Here is a 21983-nt window from a genome sequence, read left to right on the forward strand (position 1 = left end):
TACCACATTAAAGAATCAAACTGATAATATAAAAAAATCAAAATTCATATTTACAGCTTTTCTTCAGTTAAAACGCGTGTCAAAAGAAAAACAAGCAAAAGAAAACAAATAAAATAATATGCTAAAAGGTTTTAAATTATCAATGCTATCACTACGAATTCGGATTTTTCTTTCGATGATTGTATTAATAATACTAGCCTCTGTTTTACTAGCTTCTATTTCGATCATACAATTTAAAACCGAAGCAAAAGAGTACCATCAAGAACGCTTAGAACGCAAAGAAAATGCCGTAAAAGAACATATCAATTATGTGCTTTCTACTACCACTTACCCGCTAACTACAGATAATTTAGATCTTATTTTTAAAGATAAAATACACGAGTTAGCACACATTCACAATATCGAAATCAACATTTATAGTCTTGATGGAAAATTGTTAAAATCCTCAAAGGAAACGTTCTCTGTGGATCGTGCTGCTCCACCTATTCCTAAATATATTTTAAAACTTGTGCGCTCCTCAATTGAAAAGCGCTATGTAGATATTAAAACAATCAATGGCGTTAAAAACCGTTCCTCGTACACACAAATTAAGGACGATAAATTCAAGCCCTTAGGAGTTCTTAATTTACCTTACTTAGAAGACGATGGTTTTTATGATAAAGAACTGAACAATTTTCTCATTAGATTAGGACAAGTATATTCTTTCATGTTAATTGTAGCCTTTGCAATCGCTTACTTTTTATCTTCCTATATCACAAAATCTTTAAAAACCATTTCAGATAGAATAAACGAAACCAGCTTTAACCAAAAAAACAAGAAAATCGTACTTGAAGCCAGCAGTAAAGAGATTAATTTACTTATAGCTGCATATAATCGAATGGTAGATGAACTCGAAATAAGCGCTGTAAAATTAGCTCAAAGTGAACGTGAGGAAGCTTGGCGCGAAATGGCAAAGCAGGTAGCACACGAAATTAAAAATCCGTTGACGCCAATGCGATTGACCGTTCAAAGTTTTCAAAGAAGATTTAGTCCCGAAGATCCTAATATCATTCAAAAAATGAAGGATTACTCAGATACCTTGATCCAGCAAATTGATACAATGAATGCAGTGGCTTCGGCTTTTTCTAACTTCGCTTCTATGCCGGCACAACAAAACGAAACCTTAAACGTGGTAGAAGTTGTCGAGTTAACACTAGATATTTTTAATGAAGAACATATTATTTTCGAAAAAGAATCGCCTGAAATTATTTCAAAAATAGACCGTACCCAATTAATTAGAATCATAACTAACTTAGTTAAAAACGCCATACAATCTATACCTGAAGGCCGTCAAAAAAGGGTCGCCGTTACCGTTACAAAGCGCGATAACAATGTGCTTATCACCGTTGAGGATAACGGAATTGGTATTAAACCCGAAGATATAATTCGTATCTTTGAACCTAAATTTACTACTAAAAATAGCGGTATGGGTCTTGGTTTAGGGATTATCAAGAACATCATAGAAAACTATAAAGGAACAATCACTTTTGAAACAGAATATGGAACAGGAACTAAGTTTACTGTTTCTTTACCTATTATAAACTCATAAACTATCATAATGATTTACGAAAACATTCTTACCGCAACAGATAACAATATCACTACAATAACAATTAACAGACCTACTAAATTAAATGCACTTAATAAGAAAACAATTGATGAGTTGCACCATATTTTTTCGGCTGTAGCCAAAGACAAACAAACTAAGGTAATTCTATTGACTGGTAGTGGAGAAAAAGCATTTGTTGCTGGTGCAGATATTGCTGAATTTGCAAACTTTTCTGTAGAAGAAGGGGTCCAACTTGCTGCCAGCGGACAAGAAAAGTTATTCAATTTTATCGAAAATTCAAAAATTCCGGTAATTGCTGCCGTAAACGGCTTTGCTCTAGGAGGCGGATTAGAACTTGCAATGGCTTGCCACATAAGAGTAGCTTCAGATAATGTTAGAATGGGCTTACCAGAAGTATCATTAGGAGTGATTCCTGGATATGGAGGTACGCAACGATTGCCACAACTTGTAGGTAAAGGTCGCGCCATGGAAATGATTATGACAGCAGGAATGATTAATGCTGAAGAAGCTCACAGAACAGGTTTAGTAAATCATGTAGTCGCTCAAGCAGACTTAATTGAATTTTGCACTGATATTGCAAAAAAAATGATGAAAAACTCCCCTATGGCAATCGGTATGGCAATTAAGGCCGTAAATGCTAATTTTACAGAAGGAGAAAATGGATTTGACACTGAAATAAAATCTTTCGGAAAATGCTTTGGAACAGCAGATTTCAAGGAAGGAACCACTGCGTTTCTTGAAAAAAGAAAAGCTGTGTTTGTAGGGGAGTAAGACAGTATAAAATAGTAACCGCAGATTTGGAGCAAAAATAGCCTTCAAATCTGCGGTTTTTTATTTACCTAAAGAAAATTTTCTCACAAAGCATTTTGCTTTTCAGCTACAAAAGCTAATTTTGCAATCACTCATTTAGAGTATTATAATTTTAAAATCACGACATGTCATACGAACCTATATTTGCCCAATTCTGGGAAAGCGTAAAACAAAGTATTCAAAACGGAACCTACGCTAAACTAACTTTGGCGAAGACCATAGGAGATACCGAACTAAAGAACATGTACATAAGACCTGTTTTATTAGACGAAGGAGGGTATACATTATCTGTAATTGCACGCTATAAGACAGAGGAAATAGAAAGTTTTCATACTATTGATGAAGCGTATGCAATTTTGTTTCCCTACATGAACAATCCTTTTATGACTGCCTTGTTATTCACTACAGAAAATGACATCACTTTTAAGTTAAATAAAAAAAGAGTGGGGTCTATAATCGAGCAGGCACCTACTTTTAAAAGTGCCTCAGATGTTATTATCGAAATGAAAGAAAAAGGAATAATTTAATTCTGTACCTACAATATATAAAAAACAAAGCCACTCAAATCGAGTGGCTTTGTTGATCTAAGGGGATCTATAAAGACTATTAAACTTTATATGACAACTACTAATTCCAACCTCCCCCTAAAGATTTATACATGCTAACTCGCGCAGCTAATTGTTCTTTCTTAGCAGAAACCAAATCTAACTTAGCTTCAAGAGCATCTCTTTGCGTTAACAAAACCTCCATATAATCAGCTCTTGCTGCTTTAAATAAAGTATTTGTAATGTTGATGGCATTATTCAAAGCAATCACTTGCTTCTCTTTTTGTCCATATATTTGCTTTAAATTCTCAATATTAGATAGTCCATTGAGTACCTCAACATGTGCATTTAAAACGGTTTTTTCGTAATCAAAAATGGCTTGTAATTGGCGATCATTTGCATTGTAATAAGCAGCTTTAATCGCATTTCGGTTAATGATAGGCGCAACCACATCTCCAGCTAAACGATACAAAACAGACTCTGGAGTGGTAGTAATGTATTTTAATTTAAATGACGCTACACCTACTCCAGCGCGCAATGTTAATGAAGGATAAAAGTTAGCCTTAGCTACTTTTGTATCTAGCTTAGCGGCACTTAACTCGTATTCTGCTTTTCTAATATCGGGGCGGTTGACTAGCAATTGTGATGGCACACCTACATACATTGTGTCTATTGGCTTTTCGATAAAATCCTCAGAGGCACGTGTAATATGCTGTGGCGACCTACCTATTAAAAAGTTCAACTTATTTTCTACCACAACGAGTTCTTGTTTAACACGATACAACTCACTAGTGTTTTTGAAAACCTCAGCCTCTAAACGCTGCACTCCTAATTCAGTGGCTTTAGCAGCTAACTTTTGTAATCTCACGGTGCGCAAACCATCATTTTGCAATTCAAGATTTTTCTTGATAATCATCAGTTTGTTGTCTAAAGCTTGCATATCGTAATACGAATCGGCAATTTCAGCAATAAGATGCGTCACCATAAAGTTTTTCCCTTCGATAGAAGATAAATACTCCATAACCGCTGCTTTCTTTGCATTGCGTAACTTTTTCCAAACATCTACTTCCCAAGTAGCAAATGCGCCAATGCTGTAATTAGGTAAAGCTTCTGGAAACTCCTGATCTCCTTTTACATTAGTATTTGCATCGCTAGCGCCTTGACTAGTGTACCTCCCTACTTTCTCAACCTCAGCAGCAGCAGCAATCCCTACAGATGGTAAATATTCTCCTTTTCTAGATTGAATCTCGTTCTTTGCCATATCCACCTGCTGCAACATAATATTTAGCTCTTGATTGTTGACTAAGGCAGTATCTATCAAGGCATTCAAATTAGTGTCATTAAAAAATTGCTTCCACTTAATCGTAGCAGAATTAATAGTATCGCGACCGCTAATCGAGTCAAAACGCTCTGGTAAGGCGGTTTTTTCTGTTCGAATATCCCTCTTAGGCACACAACTTTGTAACATCGCTAAAGATAAGGTCAGCAGCAAAGCCGACCTCATTTTTACATTTTTAAAAATTAACTTACTCATTATCATCTCTTTTCATTAATTTCTTTACTTGTTTATTTAATGCTTTCAGTTTAAGGCTCATTTTGCTTTCGTTTTCACTTGTATGCATAAATTCCTCTGAAGCAGGCTCAAAATTTTCGTTTTTAATTAATCCACGACCATCGGCCATTTTAGCAAACACATAGTATAATCCTGGAATAATAATCACACCAAAGAGCGTTCCCATAAACATACCACCCATAGCCGAACCACCAATAGTTCTATTACCAATTGCGCCTGCACCAGACGCCATTACTAACGGAATCAATCCTGCGATAAAGGCAAAAGACGTCATCAAAATAGGTCTAAATCTCAATCTAGCTCCTTCAATAGCAGCATCTAGAATGCTCATTCCTTGCCTACGTTTTTGCACAGCAACCTCAACAATCAACACGGCATTTTTACCAAGCAGACCCACAAGCATAATAACTCCAATTTGTGCATAAACATCATTAGACAGTCCCATTAATTGCAGTAATGCAAAAGAACCAAAGACACCTACAGGCAATGAAAGCAATACCGCAAATGGCAATAAGAAACTTTCATACTGAGCTGCTAGTACCAAGTACACGAATATTAAAACAATACCAAAAACGTACAGGGCATCATTACCTCGATTGGCTTCATCATAAGACAGTCCTTCCCAGGCAATATCATACCCTCTAGGTAATTTAGTTAAGGCAACTTCTTTGATCGCGTTGATAGCATCAGCACTTGTAAATCCTTTAGCGGGTAATCCACGTATTGCAGCCGAATTGTACAAATTGTATCTTGTAATCTCGTTAGGTCCCAACGTTTTTTCCATCTTCATAAATGATGAATAGGGCACCATTTCACCGGCTTCGTTTTTTACATACAATTGCTCTAAATCTGATGGGATCTTGCGATACTCAGGAGCAGCTTGTGTATACACTTTAAAGAAACGTCCGTATTTAATGTATCCTTGTTCGTAGGTACTACCAATCAAGATGTTTAAATTTTCCATTGCTTTACCAATAGAAACTCCTTTTTGCATTGCTGCTTTGTTATCGATATCTAATTTATATTGTGGGTAATTTGCAGAGTAAAAAGTAAAAACTCCAGACAATTCTTTTCTCTTACCAAGCTCAGCTAAAAAGTTATTATTTACCCTTTGAAATTCTTGGTAATCAGTTCCGTTAGTTTTATCTAATAAACGCAAAGAAAACCCTCCAGATGATCCAAAACCAGGAACTGCAGGCGGTTCAAAATACTCAACAACGGCACCCAAGTTCTTTGTTTTCTCTTCTAATTCTTCCATGATTTCATGAACCGAATGACTTCTTTCATCCCATGGTTTTAAGTTAATTAAACAAGTACCCGCATTAGATCCACGTCCTTCAGTCATGATCTCATAACCCGCTAGAGAGGAAACAGAAGCCACACCGTCAATCTTTTCACAAATAGCTTGCAATCGTGTAGCAACTTCATTGGTACGCTCTAGCGTTGCTCCAGGAGGCGTTTGAATAATGGCATAAATCATTCCTTGATCTTCACTAGGAATAAATCCTGCAGGCAATATTTTATTAGTTACAAATGTTCCAAAACAAAACACAATTAATATCCCAAATGTGATGACCCTTCTATTGACAATGTACTTTAGTAAACTAACGTAACGTCCCGTAATTTTTTCGAATCCACCATTGAACCAGTCGATAAATCGGTTAATAGGTGTTTTCTTTCTAGGATTACCGTGATGATTTTTCAACAACATTGCACAAAGTACAGGAGTAAGAGTCAAAGCAACAATCGCTGAAATTACAATAGAACCAGCCATTGTGATCGAAAACTGTCTATAAAAGACTCCTACTGGACCAGACATAAACGAAATTGGAATAAAAACAGAAACCATTACCATTGTAATTGCAATGATGGCACCACCTATTTCTCCTAATACTTCTTGAGAAGCCTTGAAGGGTGTGATATTTTCATCTTCCTCCATTTTTAAATGGACCGCCTCGACGACGACAATGGCATTATCGACAACAATACCAATGGCTAATACTAATGCAAACAGTGTAATTAAGTTGATTGATAACCCAAACATTTGCATGATAAAAAATGCTCCAATCAAGGAAACAGGAACTGCAATAATAGGAATCAATGTAGAGCGCCAATCTCCTAAAAACAGGAAAACAACTATAGCTACTAATACAAAGGCATCTCGTAATGTATCTATTACTTGATCGATAGAAGCATTCAAGAAATTAGAGACATCATAACTAATTTTATACTCTACGCCCGGTGGAAGCCCTTTCTCTAACTCGTTTAATTTGTCTTTTACATCCTTAATTACGTCACTACCATTACTTCCAAAGGTTTGTTTTAAAACTATCGAAGCACTCGGTTTACCGTCAAGATTAGAGTAGATATCATAAAATTCGCTACCTAGTTCCACATCAGCGATGTCACCAAGTTTAATCATCTCCCCTTCTGAATTGGATTTGATGATTACATTTCTATATTCTTCTGGTTCGCTGTACCTATCTCTATAAGTTAAAACATATTCTAAAGCTTGTGATTTTTTCCCAGAACTTTGTCCTATTCTTCCCGGTCTCGCAAGTATACTTTGTTCTTGCATCGCCTCCATTACTTCTTCAGCAGATATTTTATACGCACGCATTCTATCTGGTTTTAACCAAATACGCATGGCATATTTACGACTCCCAAGAATTTGCGCACTGGCAATACCTTTTACACGTTGAATTTCGGGAATCATCTTAGTGTACGCATAATTGTAAAGGAACTTTTCATCCATTCCTTTATCCTTACCGTACAAATTCACGTACATCAACATACTTGGTTGAACGGGTGTAATTACAACACCTTCACGTTGCACTAAATCTGGCAGTAAAGGCATTACTTGATCGACTCTTGTCTTAACTCTAACTACAGCATCATTAGGGTCTGTACCAGGTTCAAATACAATACGCAAAGTCCCTTCTCCCGCACTAGTAGCATCTGAAGCGATGTAACGCATTCCTTGCACACCGTTGATAGCAGTCTCTAACGGAATTAATGTAGACTTTACCAATACGTCAGAACTTGAGCCTGGATATGCTATAAATATATTTACTGTTGTAGGTGCTATTTGCGGAAACTGCGATATAGGCAGTTGTTTAATGGCCAGCAATCCCGTAAATACTATAATGACCGAAATAACGATCGCTAGTACCGGTCTTTCTATGAATTTTTTAAACATTTTATTATTTTTTAGGATTCTTACTCAGCGTAAACATCTAGACTAGTCAATACTTTTTGAGGGTTTTCAAGATTGTATTTAATTTTTTCCTTGTCTTTCACCAAGCGCAATCCATCTAATAGAATTTTGTCTCCTACTTTTAATCCTTTGTTTACCACAAATAAGTTTTCTAAAGCCTGACCTACTTCTATTTCTCGTTGTTCGATCTTACTATCTTTATCGATTACAAAAACATATTTTTTACTCAGGACCTCAAAAGTTGTTTTTTGCGGAATAAGCATTGCGTTTTTGAGAGGCATGGGCATTAAGATTGTGCCTGTTTCTCCGTGTCTTAAAATACCTTTTGGATTATCAAATGCGGCTCTAAAGGCAATATTTCCTGTTTCATTATTAAATTCTCCTTCGATTGTTTCTACAATTCCAGGCAAATTAAATTGTTGATTATTTGCCATTAATAAATTTACCTTTTGCTTTTTATCTTTATCAGCGCTCATGATAAAATTCAAGTACTCTGCTTCAGGAACGTTAAAGTAAACCCACATTTTACTGTTGTCAGAAAGTGTTGTTAAGAGCTCCCCTTCATCAAGCATACTTCCTTCTCTTACATGAAAGTGATCTATTACGCCATTAAATGGTGCTTTGATTGTAGTGAAACCAAGATGCGTAGCAGCCAAATTAATCTCAGCATTGGCTTTGTCAAATTTAGCTTTAGAAAGCGCTAACTCATTTGGAGATACCACTTTACCATCCAATAAAAGTTTAGTGTTTTTGTACTCTATTTCAGCAGCATTTCCTTCCGCTTTAGCACGTTGCAATTCGGCTTGATAAATGTTTGGCATTATGGCAAACATGGTTTGTCCTTTGTGTACATTTTGTCCTTCATCAATACTAATTGATTTAAGGTATCCTTTTTCCATAGCTCTCAATTCGATGTGACGAATTGAATGGATTTGGCAAACATATTCTTTAGTTATTGTGGTGTCCATAACCACAGGTTGAGTTGCTTCAAATGTGCGTTCTTCCTTTTTTTCTTCTTTGTGAGATTTACAGCCAATTGTGCATAGCGCGGCCATAAGACCAATGAAAATTACAGTTCTTTTCATGATATTTTTTAAATTGTTACGATAAGGTGTTCTGAAAATTGACGCGAAGTATAGTATTTAAACTGCGTGTCAAAACATACTTTAATGCCAATAATTATTGACAAAAAAATAGAATTAATATAGCACTAGTTTGTGCTAAGAAAAGTAAAAATCAGATACGGTAAACCTCAAACAATACGTACAAGGGAGTGCTGTACAGTGATAATGGTGAGAAATCGTTACTAGGAGATAACGTTTCTTTAAAAGTATTGCTGCTAAGATCAGTATTAGTATGTTTCAAGAAAGAAACAAAACAACTTACTTTATCTACAGCTTTCTTTTGTGTATTATGTTCATAATTTTCTTCTTCATTATCAACAATAACCGCTTTTTTCTTAGTGTTAACCACTACTGAATTGCTAGCTATTAAATGAAGGCTAAGCGATAAATTATTACTAGATACTAGCATTTCTACATTTGGAGACACGGCAGGCTTAATGGCTGCAACAAAAGTTTTAGCATACACATGACCACAACTGTAAAGCAGTATCATACAAAAAGGGATAATATGTCTAAGCGTGTTCCTCATTAATGCTGCAAAAATAAGTAATTTGGTTTAGAAGTCGTAAATAAAACTACGTTATAAAATTACTAAAAAATAATAAATTGTGAAAAATGCTGTCAACTTGAAGTACTGATAATAGTAAAAAAGCCTGCTAACAATTCGTTGTCAGGCTCTTCCGTTGTTATGTTTATTTCTCTCCATCCCATTCGGCATAGAATTGCGCTAGAAAACTTTCCATGTAACGATGTCTTTCGGTAGCAATTTCTTTTCCTGAGGCTGTATTCATTTTGTCTTTAAGCAATAACAGCTTCTCATAAAAATGATTTAAAGTAGGCGCTGTGCTATTTTTATACTCTTCCTTAGTCATATTTAAGTTGGGTGCCAAATTAGGATCATGCAGTCCTCTATTTTTAAAGCCACCATAATTAAATGCTCTAGCTATTCCTATAGCACCTATAGCGTCTAAACGATCCGCATCTTGAACTATATCTAATTCAATAGACTTAAATTCTTGTTGTACTTTACCTCCTTTAAAAGAGATATTTTCAATGATTTTGATCACGTGATTAACCGTTTCCTCACTAACTTCTTCTTGTTTTAAAAATGCTCTCGCTACAGCCGGTCCTACGGTTTCATCACCAGCATGAAATTTACTATCGGCAATGTCATGCAATAAGGCCCCTAGCTTCACTACAATTAGGTCACAAACTTCATTTTGAGCTATCAGCAAACTATTTTTATATACTCTTTCAATATGGAACCAGTCATGTCCCCCTTCTGCACCATCTAATTTATCCTTAACAAATGCAATTGTTTTACTAATGATATCGCTATTTTCCATTGGCTTATTGAGTTAAAAAAAATGCTGATTTAAAAAGTTTTACACCTTAAAAATCAACATTTTATTTCAGTTATTTTTGTTTTCGAAAATTTCGAAAATTATAAATTATATTTTTGCAGGCTCTACCCATTTAAAAATATGTGACTCTTGAGGAACTACGATTCTATCAGAAATTCTAGCCATTCTAGCAGGCAATTTCATTAGATAATCACGTGCTTTTTCAGCTTCATCAGTCAATCCACTCATTTTATCAATTTCCCATTTGTCAACAAGCTTTTGCATAATCTCAACATAGTCATGTGCTGTATACACACCGATACGCTGTGCAGAGTCTGAAAATTGTTCAAAGGCTGTACTTATTTTTTGACCTGATTCTCTCAAGAAATGGGCAGGCATAACGATTTTTTGCTTCATCATATATTGAAAAGCAAGCATCATTTCGCTAGGATCTACTTCAAAAATTCTGGTTACAAATTCACTGTATGCATGGTGGTGACGCATTTCATCACCTGCAATCATCTTGCACATTTTTGACAGCTTGTTGTCTCCATATTTTTTAGCCATTTGTGCTACTCTATTATGAGAAACATAAGTGGCTAACTCTTGAAAACTAGTATAAACAAAGTTTTTATAAGGATCTGTACCCGTACCAATGTCAAAACCGTCATTAATTAAATGCTGCGTTGTCATTTCGATTTCGCGCATGTTTACACGACCAGATAAATACAAGTACTTGTTAAGCATATCACCGTGACGATTTTCTTCTCCAGTCCATTGTCTAATCCATTTAGACCAGCCATTTCTTTCTACGTTATCGATACCCTCTACATCCATCAGCCAAGATTCGTATGTAGGTAAAGCTTCTTCAGTGATTGTATCACCTACTAGAGTTACCCAAAAATCGTATGGTAAATCTTTTGCAATTTCGCGTAATTCTTTAACCTCTTCAAAGAAATTATCTCCCTCTGAATTAGGTAAATAATCTGAAGGTTGCCAGATTTTTTCAACAGGTATTAAGTATTGATCTACAAAGCTGTCTACGTTTTTCTCCAAAAACTGCATTACTTCTAATCGAATATTTTTTATAGACATTTTATATGTGTTTTAAATTTTTATTCCTTTTACTACAGCACTTTCTGCCTTTTCACTTATCTCTTCAAAGCTATAATCACTAACCTTTAAAGGCTCATGTATTGCAAAGGTAAGACGATTTCCTAAACCAACGGGAAAAAAACCAAATTTAACCATTTTCCAAGAATTGTTTATACTCACCGGAATCACATAAGCATCAGGAGCATACTTGCATAATATTTTTAAACCACTTTGTGCAAATGGCTTAGGATGTCCCGTTTTACTACGCGTTCCTTCTGGGAAAATTACTGCTGAACGATTGTACTTTTGAATATACTCTGACAAGCCTTTAATGGCTGGTATCGCTTGTTTAGGCTCCTTTCGATCAATTAATACAGATCCTCCGTGCGTTAAATTATAAGACACACTTGGTATTCCAGATCCTAATTCTTTCTTACTTACAAATTTTACATGAAAGCGACGCAAAAACCAAATCATAGCAATAATATCATACATACTTTGATGATTGCATACAAATATCAAGGGAACATTTGTAGGAATGCCTTTAACTCCTTTAAATTTATAAGTAGTTCCAACAAAATTAGTACACCCTACTAAAAACAAATTCAAATAATCAACACTCTTCTTGTGAGCCTGATACCCAAACACATTAAAACACACCCATTGAATGGGATGAAATATAAGTAAAGTGAGTCCGAATAAAAGATAGTAGATTACAGATATAGGGTACGAAACCAGTTTTTCCATGCTTAAAAAATTAACGGTAAAAGTAATAAATATTTTTTTTAGTGCTATTTAATTCCCAAACAATAATAGGGTTTACCGTTTAATTGTACCTTTGCAGCTATAAAATAATTGCCCTTTTACCATTAAAATGAATTATAGCTATCCTAAAGAAGAAAAATTAAAAAGTAAAATTACGATTGGCTTACTTTTTTCGGAAGGTAAATCGGTTTCAAAATACCCTTTGCGATTAGTTTACTACACAGGTGCACTAGCTGAAGATCAAAAAATTAAAATGGGCGTTTCAGTATCTAAGAAACATTTTAAAAAGGCAGTCGATAGAAACCGTTTCAAGCGCATCCTTCGTGAAACCTACCGTTTAAACAAACATTTGCTTCACGATAACCTAGAGCAACCTTACGCTTTCATGTTGTTTTATCAAACAAAGGACAGACTTACCTATGAGGAAATCAATACTAAAACGATTCAGTTGTTTGAAAAATTTCTAGCACAAGTAAAAAAAGAGGTCTAGCGAATTGTTTTTTTGTACTTTAGCTTACCAATCCATTCTCTATGAGGTTAGCGACACTACTTTTTACACTATTAATCAGCCTTTCTAGCTGTAATAAATCTGATGCGGTACTTAATTCTGAAGTTTCAGCAATTGCTTTACCTCAAAAGGTAGATCAAGTAAAGTTTGTAAAACCAGTAGTGGCAAGCGCACAAGAAGTAACCACAATTACGACTCCTAAAATAATTAAAGACGGAAAGCTCCGTTTTGAGACTACAGACCTCAACACTACTTACAATCAAATCGTAAAGAGTACTACTATAAACGGTGGCACGATACAACAAGATTCTCAAGGCAAAGAATATGGAACTAGTTATCGCCATCTTGTTATACGCATTCCTAGCTCTAACTTTGATATTTTTATAACAAGCATTTCTAAGGGTGTGGCTTTTTTCGAAATGAAAGAGGTAACTGCAGAAGATGTTACTGCGCAGTTTATTGATATAGATGCCCGTTTAAAAGCTAAGAAAACGCTTGAAAACAGGTACCTCGAATTGTTAAAAAAAGCAACCAAAGTAACAGAAATGCTCGAAATTGAGAAACAGCTTTCTGCCATTAGAGAAGAGATCGAAGCCAAACAAGGCGAACTTAATTATTTACAAAATCAGGTTACAAATAGCACCGTTATCATACGTTTTTATAAAAATGAACCTCTTGAAGATGGCGCAACCGTATCCTATGGTTCACAAATAATGACCGCATTAAGTTCTGGATTTAATTCATTTTCTGGTTTCTTTATCTGGTTATTATCTCTATGGCCATTTATCATAATTCTAGCGGTAGTCCTTTATTTTATTCGAAAAAAAATCAAGTCAAAAAAATTATAATCCATGCATTCTTATTTTAAAAAAAAATATGTTGTCCCTGTACTTGCTTCGGCATTTTTATATGTGGGCGTTAGTTTTAAAAATGATTTTTTTGAAGTTGCGAAACAAATCGAAATCTTCACCACATTATTTAAGGAGCTGAACACGAATTATGTTGACGAAATCAATCCTGGTGATTTGATGGAGAAAGCAATTAAGAGCATGTTAAGCTCCCTTGACCCATATACCGTATATTTCAATGAGCAGGATGTTCTTAAATTCAAAATCAACAATACCGGAGAGTACACTGGAATAGGGGCTTTGATTACCCAAGAAGATAATTTACTAATTGTTAGGGAAGTCTACAAAGATTTTCCGGCAGATAAAGCAGGGATAAAACCTGGGGATAAAATCATTTCTATTTCTGGTATCTCACTAGCAGCTTTAAAAGGAGATTCATCTGAATTATTAAAAGGATCTAAGAATACGAAGATTCCAATTCAATTTGAGCGTCAAGGAAAAATGATCAATTCAGAACTTATTCTAGACGAAGTAGTCATAAAGTCGGTTCCTTTTTACAGCATGATTGATAGTAAAACAGGCTATATTGTTATTGAACATTTTAGTCAAAAAGCAGCTCAAGAAACTAAAAGTGCTTTAGAAAATCTCAAGAAACAAGGTGCTACACAAATTGTCTTAGACTTGCGTTCAAATCCAGGAGGCCTTTTAAATGAGGCTATCGATATATGCAACCTTTTTGTCCCTAAGGGCGAAATCATCGTTACTACCAAGTCTAAAATTGAGAAACACAATAGTACTTACAAGACCACAAATGAAGCCGTAGACACTCAAATACCGCTAGTAATTATTGTAAACGGTCGAAGCGCCTCTGCATCTGAAATTGTTTCGGGTGCTTTACAAGATTTAGATCGTGCTGTAGTCATTGGTAGTCGAAGTTATGGAAAAGGATTAGTACAAAAACAGCTGCCTTTAACGTACGACACCCAATTAAAAGTGACCGTATCTAAATATTATACGCCTTCTGGAAGATGCATTCAAGCATTAGACTATGCACACAAAGATAAAAATGGTGTAGCCATAAGAACTGAGGAGAAAAATTACAATGCGTTTAAAACGCGCAAAGGACGTCTTGTATATGATGGAGGCGGAATTTTACCCGACGTAGTTTTAGCGGAAGCGGAAGAAAACGTTGCCACAGCACAACTATTAAAAAACGACGCCATCTTTAATTATGTTACAAAATGTTATTATAAAAATCCAAATCTAGGTACGGCAATTCCAGTAATAAGCGATGCTGATTATCAAGATTTCAAACAGTTTTTAAAGTCTGATAAATACGCCTTTGGTACTGAAACTACAGCTGCTTTAAAAAACACATTGGCTATAGCCAAAGATGAAAAAATCGATGTTGCCATACAAGCAGAATACAATCAGTTACTAGCGGCTGTTCAAAAAAGCCAACAAGAATTACTAGATAAGAACCAGCAACAAATCAAAAACCTACTAGTAACTGAACTTATAAAAAGGTACCAGTATCAAGAAGGATATTATCAATATGCTATTCAAAACAACGCAGTGATCAAGAAGGGAGTTTCGATTTTAAATGATCAAGAAGGCTATAGAAAGATTATTAAATTATAAAAAAACAGCAACTGAGATATTCAGTTGCTGTTTTTTTATCAGATGCACTATCAATATAATACTTAAAATTTTGGTTTGATATTACTGGCGTACCATGTCAATATGCGGTATATCATCCTCTAAGTACATTTCGCTCAACTGAACAAAACCATGACTTTCGTAGAATTTTTTAAGATATAGTTGCGCACCAATGGTGATTTTTGTCTCATTAAATTGGTTTGAGATAGCAGCAATGGCTTCACGCATTAAGTCGTTACCCCATTTTCTATCGCGATAATCAGCATCTACAACTACTCTACCTATGGAGGCATTATCAAAGCTAATGCCGGGTTTGAATAATCGTGCATGAGCCACTATCTTCCCTTCGAACGATGCAAATAGATGCAATGCGATTTTATCCTTACCATCAATGTCTAGATAAACACAGTTTTGCTCTACTACAAAAATTTTACTACGCAATTGTAGCAAATCGTATAATTCGTTTACTGAGAGCGCTTCAAAAGGCTTTATTGTCCATTGTAATGACATAATGTAGGGAAGTTTAAAATTGATGCTAATAGCGCCAAATTTAGCAATTATCTTTTAAGAATAGTAACCGATTTTATGATTGCTTCTAGCTCATGCATTAAATCCCTCTTTTCTTTTGATGGAGAGTAACAAAATCCCTCAAGAATTAAGGCTCTATCATTCTCTTTATCAATGATTGTGTAGTTTATAAAAGGTCCTGACATAAAATCATTTTTTAAGACCCAAGTTCCTTTCATTTCGTAGGCCACTTTACCATCAATATTCACTTTAAAAAAGTAAGGGGCATAGGCTTCTTCCGTAATCATTTCAGTATGCTCCTCTTTACCATGAATGTACAACTTACCAATAGAATCTCGCTTTTTAATAATATTAGCAACAAGGTTGTCACTTTGAGCTATTGATTTTAATGGAACTTGGTAAATGAGTAAGCTCGTATTACCGCTAACAATCTCTTTTTTAAGCCAGATAAAATTAGCATCCTGTAGCACGTAGCTGTAGGTTGAAGGAACTTTTATATCGATCTGGAATCGGTCTTTTAACTTCTTAGTATCTATTAAAGACGGACTATTTAAAGTCTGGCTCTCTTTAATTTCTGCAGCCTTAATAATTTGGATTATCTCTGGTGACTTGCCTTGAATTAGATCTAGGATATCCTTAGTGCTCTTCCCCGAAATACAAAATACATTTTGAGGCTTTGCAAAAATATCTTTCTTAATTTGAAAATGATTTTTATCGGCTTTTTTGATTAAAATGATGTTGCGGCTGTCTGTCATGAAGCCTTCCATCAATTTTACAGGGTATTGATTGATTGTGAATAACGGTTCTTCTTGAGGAAGACCAATCACTGGAGACGCAAATTTATTACGCACGCTATCCCCTATTTCTCCATTCCACATTTGGTCATCTATAATCACAGACACCGTATTGAGGGTACTAGAAGTATTTTCAAGTACAGCGCTTTCCTCCTTTTGACAAGAAAAAAGAAAGAGACTCGATAAAAGAACTAGAAATACGTTTTTATACATGATGTGCTACCTTATAACAAAAACCCGTAACAGCAATGATTGTTATTAACCATTGATTTTTAATTTCATTCCGGGCTTAATAGCTTCACCGCGAATATCGTTCCACTTTTTCAAGTCGGCTATAGAAACACCTGGATATTTTTTGGCTATGCTATATAGGGAGTCTCCTTGCTTCACATAATAATTGTATTCTTTTTTGCTATTTTCCTTAGTAAACGTAGACACAGCTGCATTATCTGTATTAATCGTTGGCTGGTTTTTTGCAACAATTATTCGACTTCCCGCTGTAATTGTATTGTTACTTAAATTATTCCATTTTTTTAAATCGGCAACCGGAGTTCCAAATTTTTTAGAAATAGCATCAAGCACATCCCCTTTTTGAACAGTATATTTTATGGCAACTACCTCAGCAACCTTTATAAAGTCATTTTTACCGTTGCTAGCCTTATCCCTAACTTGGATCGTCTCCCCTACTTTAACTATCGGAGAACTGATGCCGTTCCACTTTTGAATATCAGCTACAGTCACTTTGTACTTTGCAGCAATGGTATTAATATTTTCTCCCTTTTTAACAACATAAAAATTAGATTCACTAGTTGTTGTTGCAATCGATTCTTCTTCTTTAACGATTGCAGCCGCTGGTTTTACAGTTGGTTTTCTAGCGACAGCAACACGGGTGGTTTGAACAATTTTAAGTCTTTTTCCATAAGCGATAACATTGCTTCTTAAACGATTCCAACTTTTAAGTTGTTTGACACTTACTCTATATTTATTAGCAATTTTACCTAAATTATCTCCACGTCTTACCTTGTAATAACTCGTTCTTTTTTTAAGAACGGTAGTTGTTGCACTTTCATTTTTAGTTGTGCTTGCTAGTCTCGAATTTGTAAAAGGATGCTTGTTTACATTTTCTTGGTAATCAGCGTAAGCATAAATCTTATCTTCGTTTGAAGCAAAAACAGCAATCTTATTTGTAGGTAATCTCAAGTAATGATCTTCATCGCTATAATGCGGAATCACATCTAATTTATAGGAAGGATTTAAAGTTTGCAATTGCGATACCGGAACATCTAGCAGTTCAGATATTTGATTAAAAGACAATTGCTTTTTTACCATAATAGTATCAGTAGCAAAATGTTGTGTTACTGCTTGTTCAGGAACAATACCGTGTTCTTTATGGTATTCATATAAGTACATTGTGGCTAAAAAAGCGGGCACATAGTTTTGGGTTTCTTTAGGTAATTTTTTTCGAATGTTCCAATAATTCTGACTACCACCTGATCTCCTAATCGCCTTTGAAACGTTTCCAGGACCTGAATTATAGGAAGCCAACACTAACTCCCAGTCACCAAAAATACTGTACATATTAGACATGTATTTTGCAGCAGCAGCCGTTGCTTTCAAGGGGTCGCTACGCTCATCAACATAAGAATCTATTTTAAGATCATATTGTTTCCCAGTTTGATACATGAATTGCCACAATCCAGTCGCACCCATTCGAGAGACTGCTTTTGGATTTAAAGTAGACTCCACTACAGCTAAAAATTTTATTTCTAGGGGAACATTTTCTTTGGCGAAAGCCTCTTCAAACATTGGAAAATAATATTGAGATAAGGCCATTACTTTACCAAAAGAGCCTTTGCGATACTTTAAATAAGATTTGATCACATTCTCTAGAGCTTGGTTATACTCTATATTAAAGGGAGATTTAGCATTCATTTCCTTCAAGCGTTCTTTTAACAAACTCGTAGGTAATAAATCATATTCAACTTCTTCGTCTGGGTCGACATCAGCCATATCAGCGGTTCCCTCGCTAAATAAATCTAAATTAGCTAATTCCTTCATCCACAAACTATCAACGCAACGCGCCATATTGTCTTTTACGAAGGTTTTTTTAATAGAATCTAAATAGGAAATAGTTGTTTCTTGAGTAGTAACTGCCGTGTCAACATCGAGTTGTTGCGAAAATAAAGGCATAGAAACAAAGAACAAAAGGGCAAGCTTGGCATTTTTCAAAAAAATATAATTTTAATTTCAACAGAAGGCTTATAATAGGCAATTATACCATTTTTTTTACAAAAACCGACTGTTGAAATCAAAAAAATATTCAAATATCTGTTACTAATGAACTACTTAATCTAAAATTGCAGCAATTCCAGGAAGCACTTTTCCTTCTAGCATTTCTAGCATAGCACCACCTCCAGTAGACACATAACTTACTTTATCTTCTAAACCAAATTGCTTCACAGCAGCAACAGAGTCTCCTCCACCTACAAGTGAAAATGCTCCTTTTTCTGTAGCAGCTGCGATAAAGTTTCCTAGTGCAATTGTTCCTTTAGCAAAACTTTCCATTTCAAATACACCTAGAGGTCCATTCCATAAGATTGTTTTAGATTCCATGATCACTTTTTCAAAAATGGCTAATGATTTTGGACCTGCATCAAGACCTTGCCATCCATCAGGAATTTCATTTACATCAACAATTTTAGTATTAGCTGTATTTGAGAAATCATCGGCAGCAACAACATCAACAGGAATATGAATTTGAACACCTTTTTCTTTAGCTAATCTTAATATTTCAAGAGCTAATTCCATTTTGTCATCTTCACAAATAGATTCCCCAATTTTCCCTCCTAATGCTTTCACAAACGTAAAAGTCATACCACCACCTATGATCATGTGGTCTACTTTATCAAGAATGTTTTCGATCACAGTAATTTTAGAAGACACTTTTGAACCTCCTAGAACTGCCGTAACTGGCTTCTCACTATTTTTTAATACTTTGTTTAAGCTTTCGATTTCTTTAGCTAATAATTTTCCAAAACATTTCTCTGTTGGAAAAAACTGCGCAATAATTGTAGTAGAAGCGTGTGCTCTGTGAGCCGTTCCAAAAGCATCATTCACATAAATATCTCCTAGTGAAGCTAATTCTTTTGCAAAAGCAACATCTCCTGCTTCTTCCTCAGCATGAAAACGTAAATTTTCAAGTAAAATAACACCACCCGCTTTTAAATTAGCAGCAGCATTTTTAGCAACATCACCAGTAGATTCAGCGACAAACTGCACGTCTACTCCTAAAATTTTTGAAGCTTCAGCAACAATATGTTTCAATGAATATTTCTCTTCAACACCTTTTGGACGTCCTAAGTGAGACATTAAAATCACGCTTCCTCCTTGTGCTAAAATAGCATCAATAGTAGGCTTTGCAGCTTCGATACGTGTAGCATCTGTCACTTTAAAATTCTCATCTAACGGCACATTGAAATCAACGCGAATGATTGCTTTTTTATCTTTAAAATTAAAATCGTTTATCGTTTTCATCTTATTATAGTTTTATAGTTTTTATTGTAATAGCAACAAATATAGAACTTTTGGAGTAGTTATAAATTCGAATTATTCAAAAAACAACGGCTTTAATTTACGAAAACGTTATAATTTAATAGTCCCTCGTTGAGAATGAATTAAAAGTGGGCCCATCATAAATAAATACCGCAACGCGCTTGTATAAATCCACTTTGTAAGGTGTTCAGTCATTTTATATTCGAATAGAAAACAGTTGATTAACCGCTAGACCGCTGTATTCTATATCTGATTTAGATCCTTGTAATCTAGAACTTCCAATATAAATGGAGTATAAAATGTACGTTAGCATTAGCAAAAATTAAATAGTATCAATTTTAATATTTGCCTTATTTAAGACTTAGTGCTCCTTATATCTAAACCCTAATTCCAAGTACTTTTCTTAATACAAACTTTCCTCAGTAAAATTTTAGTGGCAATCATTTTCTACTATCTTTGTTCCATGCAATTTTCTGAAATTTTAGGACAAGAACATATAAAAAACCATCTGACAAAAAGTGCAGATTCTGGTAGGATTCCGCATGCACAACTGTTTGTGGGTCCAGAAGGAAGCGGGACACTAGCTATGGCGATTGCTTATGCGCAGTACATTTTATGTAACAATCAAAACGGCGAGAATAACGGTGCTAACGAATCTTGCAATATTAAATTCCAAAAAATATCACATCCTGATTTACATTTTGCTTATCCTACCGTAACTACTGATACGGTAAAAAGAAGCCCAAAAAGTATTGATTTTATCACTGACTGGAGGCAATTTATTACTAAGAATCCTTACGGAGGTTTGTTTGACTGGTACGCCATTTTAGGCGTTCAAAATAAACAAGGTGAAATTAGAGTTGATGATGCTCAGGAAATATTGAAATCGCTTTCACTAAAAGCATATGAAGGTGGATACAAATTCATGCTCGTTTGGATGGCAGACAAATTGAATATTGCAGCATCAAACAAGCTTTTAAAACTATTAGAAGAACCGCCTGAGAAAACGATTTTTATATTGATATCTGAAAATGAAGAAGATATTATTCAAACCATACGGTCGCGCTGCCAGATTTTACATTTTAATGGGTTAACAGAACCTATTATTGCAGAAGCACTTGTAAATAAAGAAAATGCAGATCCAAAAGAAGCTGCTAAAATTGCACACCAAGCACAAGGAAATTACAATGTAGCTCTGCACTTGTTGCATGACGATACAGGCGATCAACCATTTGAACAATGGTTTGTAACCTGGGTGAGAGCCGCGTTTAAAGCTAAAGGGAATGCTGCAGCGATACAAGACTTGATTTTGTGGAGTGAAAAAATTGCTGGATTGGGTAGAGAAACGCAAAAGAAGTTTTTAGAGTTTTGCATTGAAATGTTTAGACAAGCGTTACTAATCAACTACGAAGCTAAAAACTTAGTGTACTTTGAACCAAAAGTCGATAAATTTAAACTAGAGAATTTTGCTCCTTTTGTAAACGGAAACAACATTCAAGACATTTTTAAAGAGCTTTCAGATGCTATGTATCATATTGAGCGTAATGGAAATGCAAAAATTATATTAACTGATTTATCTATAAAATTAACGCGATTAATCCATAAAAAATAAAGATATGAACAATGCTGCTTCCATTTTAATTTTGGTTTTTTTAGCCATTTCGTTTTTACAGTCAGGCTATGATAAAATCTTTTATTGGAAAGACAACTTAGATTGGTTAAAAGGCCACTTTGCTAATACACGATTAAAAAATCATGTACCATTAGCCTTAATGAATATACTCGTATTAGAAATGATTTCGGGAATATTATGCATCGTCGGCTGTATCGAATTGTTAGTAAACAACGGAAGACTTTTTGGCTACTACGGAGCAGTTTTTTCTTGTATTACATTGATTATGCTATTATTCGGGCAACGTTTAGCAAAGGATTATGATGGCGCTAGAACCATTGTCATCTATTTTATTCCAGCGGTGATGGCCGTTTATTGGTTAAACTAAACCACACAATATT

At 34.9% G+C, this 21983-nt stretch carries 19 protein-coding genes; 8 read left to right on the forward strand and 11 right to left on the reverse strand.

The genetic code is table 11. The features are described from left to right. Positions 1-118: 118 nt before the first annotated feature. From HNQ00_RS13225 to HNQ00_RS13235, 3 genes are all read left to right on the forward strand, one after another. Positions 119-1588, forward strand: a complete 1470-nt coding sequence (locus tag HNQ00_RS13225) for a PAS domain-containing sensor histidine kinase (protein ID WP_371739258.1) — start codon at positions 119-121, stop codon at positions 1586-1588. Between the two features lie 9 nt (positions 1589-1597). Further along, a complete protein-coding gene (locus tag HNQ00_RS13230) occupies positions 1598-2380 on the forward strand; it encodes an enoyl-CoA hydratase/isomerase family protein (protein WP_173838976.1) in 783 nt (260 codons plus the stop codon). Between the two features lie 164 nt (positions 2381-2544). Then, positions 2545-2946: a hypothetical protein gene (locus HNQ00_RS13235; protein WP_173838977.1), complete on the forward strand. Its 402-nt coding sequence runs from the start codon at positions 2545-2547 to the stop codon at positions 2944-2946. A 100-nt stretch (positions 2947-3046) separates the two neighbouring features. On the opposite strand, the gene HNQ00_RS13240 is transcribed toward HNQ00_RS13235, so the two are convergent. From HNQ00_RS13240 to HNQ00_RS13270, 7 genes are all read right to left on the reverse strand, one after another. Then, positions 3047-4498: a TolC family protein gene (locus HNQ00_RS13240; RefSeq protein WP_173838978.1), complete on the reverse strand. Its 1452-nt coding sequence runs from the start codon at positions 4496-4498 to the stop codon at positions 3047-3049. Further along, entirely contained in the window at positions 4491-7736 is a 3246-nt protein-coding gene (locus HNQ00_RS13245; RefSeq protein ID WP_173838979.1) for an efflux RND transporter permease subunit, read from the reverse strand. The genes HNQ00_RS13240 and HNQ00_RS13245 overlap by 8 nt, the downstream gene beginning before the upstream one ends. 20 nt (positions 7737-7756) lie before the next feature. Further along, positions 7757-8839 (reverse strand): efflux RND transporter periplasmic adaptor subunit, encoded by a 1083-nt coding sequence (locus HNQ00_RS13250; RefSeq protein ID WP_173838980.1) that lies wholly within the window; start codon positions 8837-8839, stop codon positions 7757-7759. Positions 8840-8990: 151 nt separating this feature from the next. After that, on the reverse strand, positions 8991-9371 hold the full coding sequence (locus HNQ00_RS13255; RefSeq protein ID WP_173838981.1) for a hypothetical protein: 381 nt from the start codon (positions 9369-9371) through the stop codon (positions 8991-8993). 199 nt (positions 9372-9570) lie between these two features. Further along, positions 9571-10224: an HD domain-containing protein gene (locus tag HNQ00_RS13260; protein WP_173838982.1), complete on the reverse strand. Its 654-nt coding sequence runs from the start codon at positions 10222-10224 to the stop codon at positions 9571-9573. Between the two features lie 105 nt (positions 10225-10329). Continuing rightward, a complete protein-coding gene (locus HNQ00_RS13265) occupies positions 10330-11316 on the reverse strand; it encodes an acyl-ACP desaturase (protein WP_173838983.1) in 987 nt (328 codons plus the stop codon). A 12-nt stretch (positions 11317-11328) separates the two neighbouring features. Then, positions 11329-12063 carry a lysophospholipid acyltransferase family protein gene (locus HNQ00_RS13270; RefSeq protein WP_173838984.1) on the reverse strand — a complete coding sequence of 245 codons (735 nt, stop codon included), beginning with the start codon at positions 12061-12063 and terminating at the stop codon, positions 11329-11331. Between the two features lie 127 nt (positions 12064-12190). Here HNQ00_RS13270 and rnpA point away from each other — a divergent pair, with 127 nt between their 5' ends. The 3 genes from rnpA to HNQ00_RS13285 are packed head-to-tail and all read left to right on the forward strand — an operon-like array spanning position 12191 to position 15078. Then, positions 12191-12571 carry a ribonuclease P protein component gene (rnpA, locus tag HNQ00_RS13275; RefSeq protein WP_173838985.1) on the forward strand — a complete coding sequence of 127 codons (381 nt, stop codon included), beginning with the start codon at positions 12191-12193 and terminating at the stop codon, positions 12569-12571. A 41-nt stretch (positions 12572-12612) separates the two neighbouring features. Beyond that, a complete protein-coding gene (locus tag HNQ00_RS13280) occupies positions 12613-13437 on the forward strand; it encodes a DUF4349 domain-containing protein (protein ID WP_173838986.1) in 825 nt (274 codons plus the stop codon). A gap of 3 nt (positions 13438-13440) precedes the next feature. Then, positions 13441-15078 (forward strand): S41 family peptidase, encoded by a 1638-nt coding sequence (locus tag HNQ00_RS13285; RefSeq protein ID WP_173838987.1) that lies wholly within the window; start codon positions 13441-13443, stop codon positions 15076-15078. A gap of 81 nt (positions 15079-15159) precedes the next feature. Here HNQ00_RS13285 and HNQ00_RS13290 read toward each other — a convergent pair whose 3' ends face one another. From HNQ00_RS13290 to HNQ00_RS13305, 4 genes are all read right to left on the reverse strand, one after another. Further along, entirely contained in the window at positions 15160-15606 is a 447-nt protein-coding gene (locus tag HNQ00_RS13290; protein ID WP_173838988.1) for a GNAT family N-acetyltransferase, read from the reverse strand. A gap of 47 nt (positions 15607-15653) precedes the next feature. Next, positions 15654-16631: a DUF4837 family protein gene (locus HNQ00_RS13295; protein ID WP_173838989.1), complete on the reverse strand. Its 978-nt coding sequence runs from the start codon at positions 16629-16631 to the stop codon at positions 15654-15656. Positions 16632-16676: 45 nt separating this feature from the next. Further along, complete coding sequence (locus HNQ00_RS13300; RefSeq protein ID WP_173839028.1) at positions 16677-18653, reverse strand: LysM peptidoglycan-binding domain-containing protein; 1977 nt, start codon at positions 18651-18653, stop codon at positions 16677-16679. 111 nt (positions 18654-18764) lie between these two features. Then, a complete protein-coding gene (locus HNQ00_RS13305) occupies positions 18765-19952 on the reverse strand; it encodes a phosphoglycerate kinase (RefSeq protein WP_173838990.1) in 1188 nt (395 codons plus the stop codon). A gap of 481 nt (positions 19953-20433) precedes the next feature. Between HNQ00_RS13305 and HNQ00_RS13310 the strand changes: the two genes are divergently transcribed. Beyond that, positions 20434-21582 (forward strand): DNA polymerase III subunit, encoded by a 1149-nt coding sequence (locus HNQ00_RS13310; RefSeq protein WP_173838991.1) that lies wholly within the window; start codon positions 20434-20436, stop codon positions 21580-21582. A 4-nt stretch (positions 21583-21586) separates the two neighbouring features. Further along, positions 21587-21970, forward strand: coding sequence for a DoxX family protein (locus HNQ00_RS13315; protein ID WP_173838992.1), 384 nt, complete (start codon positions 21587-21589; stop codon positions 21968-21970). Positions 21971-21983: the final 13 nt, after the last annotated feature.

Source organism: Flavobacterium aeripolare (assembly GCF_013294025.1).
Classification (GTDB): domain Bacteria; phylum Bacteroidota; class Bacteroidia; order Flavobacteriales; family Flavobacteriaceae; genus Flavobacterium.